8 protein-coding genes are annotated in these 12,636 nt (G+C 47.3%); 5 read left to right on the top strand and 3 right to left on the bottom strand.

All coding sequences use genetic code 11. The features are described 5' to 3' along the window. The first annotated feature begins 23 nt into the window (after positions 1-23). Together H5715_RS06360 and H5715_RS06355 are read left to right on the top strand one after the other, a co-directional pair. Positions 24-1,238 (top strand): winged helix-turn-helix domain-containing protein, encoded by a 1,215-nt coding sequence (locus H5715_RS06360; protein ID WP_075186670.1) that lies wholly within the window; start codon positions 24-26, stop codon positions 1,236-1,238. 365 nt (positions 1,239-1,603) lie between these two features. Then, positions 1,604-2,134, top strand: coding sequence for an REP-associated tyrosine transposase (locus H5715_RS06355; RefSeq protein WP_185906608.1), 531 nt, complete (start codon positions 1,604-1,606; stop codon positions 2,132-2,134). Between the two features lie 833 nt (positions 2,135-2,967). Here H5715_RS06355 and H5715_RS06350 read toward each other — a convergent pair. Next, complete coding sequence (locus H5715_RS06350; RefSeq protein ID WP_075187345.1) at positions 2,968-3,879, bottom strand: SDR family oxidoreductase; 912 nt, start codon at positions 3,877-3,879, stop codon at positions 2,968-2,970. A gap of 75 nt (positions 3,880-3,954) precedes the next feature. On the opposite strand from H5715_RS06350, the gene H5715_RS06345 reads away from it, so the two are divergent. Further along, positions 3,955-4,557: a TetR/AcrR family transcriptional regulator gene (locus H5715_RS06345; RefSeq protein ID WP_075187346.1), complete on the top strand. Its 603-nt coding sequence runs from the start codon at positions 3,955-3,957 to the stop codon at positions 4,555-4,557. Between the two features lie 161 nt (positions 4,558-4,718). Here the strand turns inward: H5715_RS06345 and H5715_RS19960 are convergent, their stop codons facing one another. Continuing rightward, positions 4,719-5,024, bottom strand: coding sequence for a hypothetical protein (locus H5715_RS19960; RefSeq protein WP_221892351.1), 306 nt, complete (start codon positions 5,022-5,024; stop codon positions 4,719-4,721). Positions 5,025-5,313: 289 nt separating this feature from the next. Between H5715_RS19960 and H5715_RS06335 the strand changes: the two genes are divergently transcribed. Both H5715_RS06335 and H5715_RS06330 read left to right on the top strand, forming a co-directional pair. Further along, entirely contained in the window at positions 5,314-7,101 is a 1,788-nt protein-coding gene (locus tag H5715_RS06335) for an alkaline phosphatase D family protein (RefSeq protein ID WP_075187347.1), read from the top strand. A gap of 615 nt (positions 7,102-7,716) precedes the next feature. Beyond that, positions 7,717-9,348: a carbohydrate-binding protein gene (locus tag H5715_RS06330; protein ID WP_075187348.1), complete on the top strand. Its 1,632-nt coding sequence runs from the start codon at positions 7,717-7,719 to the stop codon at positions 9,346-9,348. 489 nt (positions 9,349-9,837) lie between these two features. Here the strand turns inward: H5715_RS06330 and H5715_RS06325 are convergent, their stop codons facing one another. Further along, positions 9,838-12,303: a hypothetical protein gene (locus tag H5715_RS06325; protein ID WP_075187349.1), complete on the bottom strand. Its 2,466-nt coding sequence runs from the start codon at positions 12,301-12,303 to the stop codon at positions 9,838-9,840. Positions 12,304-12,636: the final 333 nt, after the last annotated feature.

The following is a 12,636-nucleotide window of genomic DNA, read 5'->3' as shown; positions in this document are numbered from 1 at the left end:
ACGTGGGAATAGGTTATATAACGATGATTAAAATTAAACGTCCTCAAGATCTGGCGCGTCTACGCCGCCTTGCTCTGGCGGCACAGGGCTTGTTGCAGGCTCAGCCCTACGGGCGTGGTTTGGCGGGAGCACGAAAAGCGATAAACCAATTGGGTTATGTACAGATTGATACTATATCGGTGGTGGAGCGAGCGCACCATCATGTTATTCATTCTAGAGTGCCTGCGTTCAAGCCAGCCATGACCAATCAAATGTTACTCGATGGGGACATTTTTGAGTATTGGGCACACGCAGCTGCTTTTCTACCCATCGCCGATTTTCGTTTCTCTTTACCCTACAAGCATGCGATTAAAAGCGGCCAAACACATTGGTATAAAACCCGTGATAAAAAGCTTATGGGTGAATTATTGGCACGCATCCGTTCAGATGGCCCGATACGATCCCGAGATGTAGAAACCAACACTTCAAAACGGGCAGGTTGGTGGGACTGGAAGCCCGCCAAAAAAGCACTCGAACAGATGTATATGGAAGGCGACCTAATGGTTAGCGACCGCGAGGGTTTCCAAAAAACCTATGATCTAACCGAGCGGGTACTGCCATCTCAGGTTAATTTGCAAATGCCCAGTATGGAAGAATTTGCGGCGCATATTGTAGAGCAGCAGTTGCGCTGCCACGGCATTGTTTCGCTTAAAGGGCTGACGTATTTGCGCCGAAGTACTGATCTCCGCAAAACGGTGAAAGCTTTGGTAAACGAAAGGTTGGCGCAGCGTACTTTAGAGCAGGTGCAAGTAGACAGCGGCGAAGTTTTTATATTGGAAACCGGTGCGCTCGAACGCCGTCTTCCCCGGGTGAACAGCCGCATGCTGATTCTTTCGCCATTCGACAATAGCGTTATTCAGCGCGAACGCCTTAAAACACTGTTTCAATATGACTATCAGATAGAATGCTATGTTCCCGCCGCCAAGCGCCGCTATGGCTATTTTTGCCTACCATTACTTTACCGCGATGAGTTTGTTGGGCGGGTAGATTGTAAGGCTCATCGAAAAAGCAGCCATTTAGAAATCAAATCACTGCATTTAGAACCGCACAGCTTTGACGAAGATGTAGTTCTTATGGCGTTTGTAGAAGCCATTACAATATTCAGTCTTTTTCAAAAATGTGATTCGGTTTCTTTGACTAATGCAAACCCCAAACGGTTAACCCAACGTTTGCAGCGTGCGCTAAAGCCTCTAGGGTAAGCAGAACGTTTGCGTGGGAATGCGTAACTGGGGCTCGTTCCCACGCTCCCGCGTGGGAACGCATACGGAGCCATAACTAATGGGTAGAAGCCGCTACAAAATTACCGAGCCACAACTGCCTCCCTCGTTCCCACGCAGGAGCATGGGAACGAGCCAGGTATTTTCTAGAGTTTTCCCTCATTCCCACGCTCCCGCGTGGGAATGCATACGGAGCCATAACTAATGGGTAGAAGCCGCTACAAAATTACCGAGCCACAACTGCCTCACTCGTTCCCACGCAGGAGCATGGGAACGAGCCAGGTATTTTCTAGAGTTTTCCCTCGTTCCCACGCTCCCGCGTGGGAACGCATACGGAGCCATAACTAATGGGTAGAAGCCGCTACAAAATTACCGAGCCACAACTGCCTCACTTCGTCACCCTGACGGTGTTGCATTGGATACCCGTATTCACACGCAAAGAAACCGTCAACATCCTGCTGGATTCGTTGCGCTTTTTAAACAAAGAAGGCCTCAACGTGTATGCTTGGGTCGTTTTAGAAAACCACTGCCATTTTGTATTGCAAAGCAAGGCGCTGGACCAAGACATTGCCCGATTAAAATCATGGACGGCCAAACAACTGATTCATTATCTTACTGAAAATAATGTGAGGCAGATTCTGGATCAGTTAGCTTTCTATAAAAAAGCCTATAAGCACGATCGTGCTTACCAATTTTGGCAGGAAGGGGTGCACCCTGAGTTAATTCAAGGCGAGGATATGATGAGGCAAAAAATTGAATATATTCACCAAAATCCGATTAAGCGTGGCTATGTTGATAAGGCAGTACATTGGCGATACTCCAGTGCTAAAGATTACGCAGGCTTGCCGGGTTTGTTGGAGGTTTGTACATGTTGGTAGCGAGTTATGCATTCCCACGCGGGAGCGTGGGAACGAGCCCGATGTTGGTAGCCAAACACCTACCGGGTTTACCAGGTAATGGATATCCCCTAGTGCGGTATTAGGGTTTCGAAAATAATCAGCTCACCTGCTAGAGCGGCTGCGCCTGAATATCTGGAAGCCCCTGGTATTCAGGAAAAAGATATAAATATGAGGGATAATCCCCCAAATTATTGAAAACCGAAGAATCTTATTTGAATAACATTTATAGGGATTCAATCAGATATTGCATGGCTTAAATATCCGCAGATGAAACAAGATATCTCTAACGAGGATTTATCAATCTCAGGAATATTACCGATTTATACAGCACTCGCTACGGCAAGATCTTTGTGCCAAATAGAAAGCTAACTTCCGAGAACTGAGTAAATCATGTTATAAAAATCTCAATTGACAATGAGAGCGGCAAGGATAAGCATGCAAAAGATACTTACTGCTAATTTGGGCTCCGAGTATTCCATAAAAAGAAAAGTGAGTGCGAGCCACCCAAGACCCGCAAATGCACACAAAACTAATACAGGTGCTGCCTTTAAGAGATACATGGCTCGCCAGGCGATATAGAGACCTAACATTCCGAAAGCTACTTGTCCTAAAGAGAACGCAGAATTCAGTCCGTAATACAGCGTTGTCTCTAGGCTGTTAGCACGGGTTCCACGTAAATATTGGGAAACGACGTCTATAGCGAAATGCAATATTCCGCTCAGTGTTAGCCAGCCAAAGGCCGAGTAAATGATGTAGTTTTGCATAATTAGGTCCCGTTAATTTGTGTGATTCGTGGAGTCACAAGTCAGTTGTCATAGCGATGCGCCCGTTAGTTTTTTTGAAACCTCCCACAAGCGTACAGAAACCTCTACATCCAATGCCTGCGGAGGTATTTGCGCTTCAGTAGGAGCCCCCCGTATTTCGCCCAATTTGTCTGGCCCATAGTAGGCTCCACCCTTTGCGAAAGGAGATGTTGCTGCGAAAAGGGTAGGCAGCGTGCCTTGCGATGCAGGTTGGAACATAAACCACAAAAGGGAGCGTGTAATACCAATGACACTCCGGCGGCCGGGAGCATTGTGCAAAAGATCGGTACGTGAAATGCCCGGATGTGCGGCAATGCTGGTTACCCCCCATCCATTGGCCTCGCTATGTCGCTGCAACTCAAATGCAAACATAAGGCAGGCAAGTTTCGACTGGTTGTAAACCTGCATTGGGGTATAGCTTTTTTGCGCATTCAGATCGTCAAAGCTAATTGCACCGTTACGCGCAGCAATACTCGATAGTGTGACGACACGCGGGCTCTTACCCTTGACCAAGAGCGGCATCAGTTCTGCCGTCAGTACGAAGTGGCCAAGGTAGTTGGTTCCAAGCTGTAATTCGAAACCGTCTTCGGTTTCCTGCCGCTTAGGCGGAACCATCACACCGGCGTTGTTGATAAGTAGGTCAAGGCTGCCTCTTTGGCTCCGTAGTCGTTCACCAAAGTTCTTTATCGATGCAAGGCTCGCAAGGTCGAGCAGCTCAAATCGGACTGCCGCAAACGGCACCTCGGAGTGGATTCTCGCAATCGCCGCTGCGCCTTTCTCAGCATTGCGACCGGCAATAATAACCTCACCACCTGCCTTCGCGAGCGCCAAGGCACCTTCAAATCCTAGTCCCCCCGTGCCCGTAATAATAGCTGAACGACCAAGTTGGGATGGTATATCTGATGCTGTCCACTGTGCCATAATTACACCTTCTTAAAATTACACTGAGTGCAAAAATAATATTACACTCAGTGCAAGTTTGCAAGGGGGCGAAGCATGACAACAATCACCAATATCGATTTGCCAAGTGAGGGGTTGAGGGAGCGAAAGCGTCGAGAGACCACGCAACGTATTGCTGATGTAGGTATGCGCCTTTTCATCGAAAAGGGTTACGAGGCGACGACTCTAGATGACATCGCCGCTGGAGCAGATATATCCCGGCGAACGTTTTTTTATTACTTCAAATCCAAAGATGACATTCTGCTGTCCATGCAAAGCGAAATGGGTGAGGTTCTTGTTGCAGCCCTACAAGGCGAACTGGAAGGTAAACGGCCTCTAGATGCAGTGCGTAGTGCGATCATAAAGGTCTGTGCACCTTTTCCCGCTGCTGACATGATCGCTATTGACTGCATAATGCGCTCCAGCGACGCCGTTCAGGCTCGAAAACAAGCCACTTATGTACAGCAAGAGAAAATTCTGTTTGAGGTTCTGCGTAAACAATGGCCGGAGGAAGGAAGGGAGACTGGTCTCAGGATGGTTGCAATGGCGGCCGTTGGTGCAATGCGTCTTGCGTTTGATACCTTAAGCCGTGAGGGCAACAAGCGCCCTATCTTAGAGTTATTAAACGAATCATTTGACGCGCTGGAAAATGAGATATAGGGAATATCCGCTTCTGTTTCGCTACTCATTTTACTACCGTTACGTCAGTATTAATAATTACTGACAAATTGGAGTGTGTGTCCCTGTAAGTTGATACAAAGCCACGGCGCTTTTGGTTTCGGGTAGATCGCCTGTAGCATTTTTCCTGCTGAGCATAAACTTTATTCTACGCACTTAAAATTAGGGAAGTTACCAAAAATATAAAGTGGCTTCGCATCAACTGTTTCTATGACCTCGACACTTTTTCGTGTTTTCTGAAATTGAGAATACGCCTCACGCATTGCACCAGCTTTTAGGGTGCCCATACCAGAAAAACCTGTAGCAGCTTGACGTGAAACCATATAGGTATCTTTTCCCATTGGTACCCCCCAGAATTTGATGCGCAACCAGCCAAAAACAAAATGGGTAATATATACATTAGTTTCATAGAGGATCTCTGATTTTTTGTAACGCTTTCTTTGTGCCATCTGACACCTCTTAGGTAAGTGGAGGGGTGTGCATTGTAGGGACAAGTTCATCTTTATGTGCAGAGGAAGACGTAGCGCGTACTTTGCCGAATGGGCTTGTTGCTGCCGATCTTTTTCTGGTAGAAACCGCATTGTTCCGTATGTGTTTTGCGGGGGGAGGGGGAGTTACTGCAAGCCGAAATTTTCTCTCAGTAAAAAGTATAAGCGTTAAGCGGCGCTTCAATGACTGTCACGAAGATGTAATTAACGACATGAATACTGGCGTTTTTTACTGAGAGCGAGAGTGATTATGCCGGTAATAACGCGACGTAAATTTGTGCGCGCCAGCCTTGCGGGGCTGGGCGGAGTTTATGTTACAACTGTACTACCCGGTTGTGGCGGTAGTGATGATAATTCTTTGGATGCGGGCAGCTTTGATTATGGTGTGGCCTCGGGCGATCCTTTAACGCATAGCGTTATTCTCTGGACACGTTTGACCCCAGCTGATTCCAGTAAAGCCGAGGCTTCTCTGGCGTGGGATATAGCTCGTGATGCCGGTTTTCAAGAGCTTGTTGCGTCCGGTTCGGGCACGGCATCCATGGCTAGCGATTTCACCGTAAAAGTCGATGTGCAGGCGCTAGATGCCGACACTCAGTATTACTATCGCTTTAAGAGCGACAGTGAAAACTCTGTGGTGGGTAAAACACGAACCCTGCCAGAAAGCAGCAGTAACTCGCTCAAACTTGCGGTGCTTTCCTGCTCAAATTACCCGGCAGGGTACTTTCATGTTTATCGTGAGGTTGCCAATACCGCAGGTTTGGATTTGGTGCTGCACTTGGGCGACTATATTTATGAATATGGTGCTGGCAAGTACGCCAGCGAAAATGCAGAAATGCTGGGGCGTGTGCCTCAACCGGCGGGTGATCTGCTAACACTGGATGACTATCGCACGCGCTATGCACAATATCGTTCAGATCCGGATCTGCAGGCTGCGCATGCCGCCGCGCCATTTATTTTGGTATGGGATGATCACGAAGTTGCTAACGATGCCTGGGAAAACGGCGCAGAAAATCATAGTGAAAGTCAGGGCAGTTATAGCGATAGAAAGCTTGCGGCTATTCGGGCTTATTTTGAGTGGCTGCCAATTCGGCCGGTTACTGCCGGTGTCGATTCGGACCTGGCGTCGCCCTCCAGCATTTATCGCCAGTTCGAGTGGGGCGATCTGGTTAATCTCTTAATGTTAGATACCCGCCATGAGTCGCGCGATGCCCCTCTGGCAATAACAGACTTTTTTGATGCCAGCACTGGTTCATTCGATTTTGTCGGATTGTCCACTGCAGTGAATAATCCGCAGCGCAAAATGCTGGGCTCGATACAGCGTGAGTGGCTTTCCGATGCCATGTTGACATCGACGGCAACGTGGCAACTGTTGGGTCAACAGGTTCTGATGGGCAGTATGTTATTGCCGTTTGCGATTGCGACACAACAGCTGAGTGTGACCGAATATGCAGAGCTTGGGCAATTGGCTATCCTGGCTCAGCGTGCACAGGCGCGCGATAGCGGGCTGAACGCAGAGCAATTTAGCTACCTGGAAGCGAATCAGCAGAGATTGACGCCAACCGTTGTCGCGTTACTTCAGGCTCCCGCTATTCCATATAACCTGGATGCCTGGGATGGCTATGGCGCAGAGCGAGAGTTGGTTTATGCCGCTGCAAAAGCCGCCAATGCCAATTTGGTGGTTGTCGCCGGTGACACACACAATGCCTGGGCGAACCGGCTTCGAGACAGCAGCGATAATGTCGTTGGCGTTGAGTTTGCGACAACATCCATCAGCTCACCCGGCTTAGAGCAATACCTGGCTATTGAGCCTGCGGCCTATGCTGCTGTGGAGCAGGGCATCGTCTCACTGGTAGAGGATCTACACTATGTCAATGTCGGTGATCGCGGACTGCTGATCTTGGAATTCACTCACGAACAGGCAACGGCGCATTGGCGTTTTGTTTCATCAATACTGGAGCGAAACTACGGCCTGCAAAGTGCGCGGGGTTACAGTATGCGCGTGCCGGTGAACAGCGATTATCAGCTGGAAGAGCTGTAGTCGCGATCGTGGGCGGGGCTGATTTGCTATTTTCACTTTCGGCTTTAAACGGCAGGGTGTAAAGGGTGGGAGGACGATAAGGTGAGGTATAAGGCGAAAGGCCAAAAGAAAGATAAGAAAACGGATTGACCGAGAACAAAAAAGGGGAGCGAAAGCTCCCCTTTTTTTCGTTAATAGCCATAGCCTGGCTAGTTTTCGTTTGCCTTTTATCTTTCACACTGCCCAGGTTCAGATAAGGTCATCCTTTAAGTTTGCTGCGGTTTTGTTTTTAACCGTTCTAGAGCGGGGGGCTCTACCTTATATTGTGGGTGCCAACCCTGTAGGTTTTTCTAAGTAGCCCACAGGAAGATAGTCGGCTATTCAAAAAATAGAGGTATAGCAAAAGTTTGCAGCCGGTCACAATTCCTCCAACGGTGGCGGCCCTCTCTCTGTAATTGGAACTAATGTGGCGACCTTGTCGGCTGTTTTGCGCATAATTTCGCTGCTGTAATTTCTTCAAATATCCTGTTTTGAAATGTCACATAGCAAATATCACGTAATAAACGTTACCGTAAAACACGGGTTATCTAGGCGGCGTGTTATCCCGCTTTATCTAATAAAAAGGAATAGTCAATAATGAATAAGAAAGCTTACCTGCTATCGTCGTCCAATGTCTTTTCTCGTCTTCCTCCGACATTACTTCCTATATTGTTATTGGTTTTTTTCTCTACAAGTGTAAATGCTCAAAACTGGGAACTGGTTTGGTCCGATGAGTTTACTGATAATATTGGTTCAGACTGGGTATTCGAAACTGGTAATGGTTCTGGTGGGTGGGGTAATAACGAGCTGCAGTATTACCGGCAGGAAAATGCCAGCGTTGAAAATGGCTATCTGGTTATTACTGCACGCCAACAAAGCTACGGCGGTTACGACTACACCTCGGCCAGAATGAAAACCCAGGGTAGAAAAAGTTTTAAGTATGGGAAAATAGAAGCGCGCTTATCGGCCCCTTCCGGCAGCGGTTTATGGCCAGCTTTTTGGACATTGGGCAATAGTATTTCGTCTGTGGGCTGGCCGCAGTGTGGCGAGATTGACATTATGGAGCACGTAAATACCGAGTCTCAAATTCACGGCACTATTCACTGGCAAGACCATAACGATGCGTACGCTAACTATGGCGGCTCTAGCGATGTGAATGTTGAAAATTTTCACGTATACAGTATTGAATGGGATGCTTCGTATATCCGCTGGTATTTGGATGGTAATCAATATCACGAAGCCGATATTTCTGGAGGCGTAAATGGAACTAGCGAATTCCATGAGGAATTTTTTATTCTTCTCAATCTTGCAGTCGGTGGCGAATGGCCTGGCTTTGATATAAACAACGGTGCCTTACCCGCGCGTATGATGGTGGACTATGTGCGTGTGTATGAAGACAGCTCTAGTGGCGACAATAGTGGAGGTGAAGATGACGGTGGAAGCAATGCCATCGATTTTAGCGTAATAACTGAAGCCGAAAATTACAGTGCTATGTCGGGCATAGCAACGGAAAATACCTCCGATACCGGGGGAGGACAAAATGTTAGTCAAATAGAGGATGGTGACTGGTTGGCCTATAGCAACATGAGTATACCGGTTAGCGGTGACTACCTTATAGAGTATCGTGTGGCCAGCCAAAATGGTGGGCGGTTATCTCTGGATCTTAATGCCGGTGCTACGGTATTAGGCCAGCTTAGTGTTCCTTCTACCGGAGGCTTGCAAAGCTGGACAACTATTTCTCATACGGTTGCCGTTGATGCGGGCTCTCACGATTTTGGGGTGTATGCTAGCACGGGTGGCTGGAACCTTAATTGGTGGCGAGTTTCTTCGGTTGCAGCGATTAGCAGTAGCTCATCTTCAAGCAGTTCATCTTCAAGCAGTTCATCTTCTAGTAGTTCATCTTCTAGTTCTTCCGGCGGAGAAGCGATGCAGTGTAATTGGTATGGAACACTAACGCCTCTTTGCGCCGATACTAGCAGTGGCTGGGGCTACGAAAGTAATCTAAGCTGTGTGGGCATTGACACCTGCGAATCACAGTATGGTGATGGCGGCGTTGTCGGCAGTTCTAGTTCATCAAGTAGTTCTAGTTCATCAAGCAGCAGTGGCGGGAATAGCGGCCTGTGCAATTGGTATGGTACGAGTTACCCGCTATGTAACACCACTCAAAGCGGATGGGGCTGGGAAAATAGTCAGAGTTGCATTTCCGTCAGTACCTGTAACGCACAATAGCGGCTCGTTTATATTCATCGATGTGTTGCCAGCTCTCCCCTTGGTCGGCCGGAGAGTTGGCAACGATTAATATTAACGACTAAACAAGAGAATCCTTTAAGGCCTTGCGACTAACAAGAATACGTAGCAGAAGCGTTAATAAAACAGGCACGTTAACAGCACTTGAAAACGATGAACGCTATTTGTTCTGCTGCAAATCTCTAATCATGCAAAAAGTGGGTTTCGTATTGCCGAGAACATTATAATAATTCCGTTAACGAGCCCGACGCTTTAGCGGTAGATGCTTGTGATGGGTTGGAACGCGGGCAAACATGTTCCTATAAAAAAACAATAAGAAAGCGCTAGCTCACAGACCATGGTCGATCAGTGATGCGAAAAGAGGAGCAGCACCCTTTATTTAATTGGAAACAGAAGCGGAAAAGAAACGGTATAGGAAAAAACAAGGCAAAAACCTACTGAGGTAAATTCTTGCCTTGCTTAACGGTGGGTCTACTTAGATATCAAGACGGGTTGGCTATAGTCCGTGTGCAAATATCGTAACTCGGAAAAACCTAGCGTAAACAAGCCGCCATTATTACTCGCAACCATATCGAGGTAGGGAATGCCCGTTTCAAAAATGCATTCATCTGTGGCTAAGTTAATACTGCGCGTGCTGTTCCCCGGCACCAGTAAGGCGTTCGTTTTAGGGTTGTACCGAATACCGTACATTCGGCTCTCGCTTAGGTCTCGGGTGGTGCCGTCGCTACTTAAACAAGAGTTTATGTCGATAGTGGCTCTATCGCCCGTTACAGGGTTGATACGTAGAATGAGCCCGTCTTCGGGTACTGTTGCGTAGAGTGCGGTACTCGTCAATACTATGCCATTGGTGTTGGTAAGCGCTTGGCCCGTTCCCTTTACGCCGTTCGAAGAAACCACAGTCCTTTCGCCCGTAGCAAGGTTTAGCGCTATTATTCCGTGGTATAGCGGATCGGCTATATATAAAGTCTTCGTTTCTTCGTCCACATCTAAACCGTCTACGGCTTGCAGTATTTGGCCGGTCCCCACTCTTATAGAGGCAATTAACTCTGCGTTGGATTCTGGCGCTTTAGCGAAAGAAGTGTCGATTTCAAAAATCTTATCATTTAGGCCGGTATAGAGCTTACCTGTTATGTTGTCGAGAGTGATATCGGCATGGTATACCAGGCCGCTAATATCGGGAATGACTGCAAGAGCGGTACGGTTACCGTTCGCGAGGTTCACGGCTATAACTTTGGGCGGGCCACTTGTTCCTGTATCCAGAACATATATAAAGCTTTCGTCAGAATTTTTAACCATGGAATTACCGCTGGAAAATTTATCGCCTTCGCCAATAAAGTCGCTGAAAAACAACGAACGCATTCCATTTTCGCGGTTAATTTGAATATATTGGTTTAACCCATAATCGAAAATTGAAAGTAAGCCATCGGCGCTCCACAGCATCTCGTTCACTTGGCTAAAGCTGAGGGGATCGTTGGCGTCAGCTTCGGATACTACTGCGACATCACTGTCTGTAAGCGCAATACTGTAAACGTCAGTATCGGTTGAGTAGTAAATGTGTCCTCCTGCTATGTCGGCGGCGAGACCTCTATTTAAATTTGAGTTAGAGGGAATGTTATAGCCTTCCAGCGTATTTACTGCGGCAACGGTCTCTGAGTTAAATACAGTAATTTTCCCTTCAGAAACATTTTGCAGTGTGGTGAGGTAGCCCTCGCTTGATGTGGATTCCGATACATACCAATTCTCATAGCCGGAGTCGCCAGTGGTAATAACTGGTGCCAGGCTAAGAGTATCAATGTTTAGACGGGCGACGGTGGTGGAAATATTTCCATCAGACCTGTCTAAAGATGCGACAGCGAATATTGTGTTGTTGCCTGTATTACATTCGAGTTCGGTATAGTGGGTAGAAACAGATTCAGAGCCAGCCGATAATGCGGCGTTAAATGAGCCCCAGATTTGCGTGGTTTTTGTGGTGAGGTTATAGCTGTGAATGGCTAGAACGGCTTCGCTTTCGTTTGCCCAGTTATTGTTTGTTGCCGCATTTTCGGCGAGATGAAAATAAAAATATTCATCGCTCGGCGGGTGGTAACAGGCAGCGCTGCTCCAGCTATCTAAAACAACAGATGTAGAGCTTCCAAGCCTAGGATCCACCATGGTAAGAGACCAACCGCTCATACCGAGAATTAAGCCGTTTTCGTCTAGGTGGTCGAAGGTGTACGGTACGTTGGCGCCGCGTTTTAGGGTGAAAGTGTCGGCGCTTATATTTTCGTTGCCTTTTGTATCCACAACTATAACGTCGTAGATGAAACTCGGAGAAATGTCGCTAAGTTCTAGCTGCCAGTCTACTTCAAAACCTTCTGTAAGTGCACGGCGGTTGCTTAGCGTTGCGGCTACGTTGCCAACCGTTACGCTGGCGATATCGGAATTATCTTTTGCCGTGCCTCGAACGAGAATGGAGCTGCCCGTGATCATGGACGACGGCCAGGGGTAGATAATTTCTGCAAGTGGGAGAATGTTTTCAGGGCGAGTGTTAACCGTAAAATCAACCGATATCGTGTCGCCGGTGCCACCCATAGTGATCGTTGTTACAGTGCTGCCTTCTAGTGTTGTGTTCGATTGGACGCGAACAGTTAAAGTTTGGCCATTTTCAATCACGCCGGCTTGCGCTGTATAAGCGCCGCCATTAATAGAATATTCTCCATTCATGATATTGATGGGAACTTGAGAGTTAATACCGGAAATACTCTTCAGCTCTGAATTTACTGTTTCGCCAGGCTCTGCCATGGAAACTGTTGAGAAACTAAAATTATCTGGAAGGAGATCTGAATTTTCGGTGGCGATATCCGCTGGAAATTGTTCTTCTGTTGTATTTCCTCCACCGCCGCAGGCAGAAAGGGTCAAAAAAAGGAAGCATGATAGTAGCTTGAGTGCTGAATACATATGTGAGTCCTTAGGGTTAGGTTTCCTAAATGGTCATCCCAATTTAGTTATAAAAATAATTTTTGGGATCGAAGTATTGGCCGCATGCGTCACCACGTTTCGCCTTCTAATTGATGGCGAAACGCGGACGTATTATTTGGCGCTCAATCTAATATGTCAATGTGTTGGACGTTATGGTTGATAATCTATCCTCGATTTCGATTTTTGAGTGAAGCGATGGTGGCTGAATGAAGCTTGATCGCGATGTTATTTATGCGAACACCGCGCTGAAACGACTCACTTAATCGAAATTGGCGGCTCAATAATCCATTTATAAATACGATTAATTTGTAT

Source organism: Teredinibacter haidensis (assembly GCF_014211975.1).
Classification (GTDB): Bacteria; Pseudomonadota; Gammaproteobacteria; order Pseudomonadales; family Cellvibrionaceae; genus Teredinibacter; species Teredinibacter haidensis.
Note: the sequence above shows the minus strand (reverse complement) of the source record. Positions and strands in the feature narration are given on the sequence as shown.

Excerpts from the sequence above, each read along its gene's own strand:
- H5715_RS06360 (WP_075186670.1), top strand. The coding sequence starts at position 24 with ATGATTAAAATTAAACGTCCTCAAGATCTGGCGCGTCTACGCCGCCTT.
- H5715_RS06355 (WP_185906608.1), top strand. The coding sequence starts at position 1,604 with ATGGGTAGAAGCCGCTACAAAATTACCGAGCCACAACTGCCTCACTTC.
- H5715_RS06350 (WP_075187345.1), bottom strand. The coding sequence starts at position 3,879 with ATGGCACAGTGGACAGCATCAGATATACCATCCCAACTTGGTCGTTCA.
- H5715_RS06345 (WP_075187346.1), top strand. The coding sequence starts at position 3,955 with ATGACAACAATCACCAATATCGATTTGCCAAGTGAGGGGTTGAGGGAG.
- H5715_RS19960 (WP_221892351.1), bottom strand. The coding sequence starts at position 5,024 with ATGGCACAAAGAAAGCGTTACAAAAAATCAGAGATCCTCTATGAAACT.
- H5715_RS06335 (WP_075187347.1), top strand. The coding sequence starts at position 5,314 with ATGCCGGTAATAACGCGACGTAAATTTGTGCGCGCCAGCCTTGCGGGG.
- H5715_RS06330 (WP_075187348.1), top strand. The coding sequence starts at position 7,717 with ATGAATAAGAAAGCTTACCTGCTATCGTCGTCCAATGTCTTTTCTCGT.
- H5715_RS06325 (WP_075187349.1), bottom strand. The coding sequence starts at position 12,303 with ATGTATTCAGCACTCAAGCTACTATCATGCTTCCTTTTTTTGACCCTT.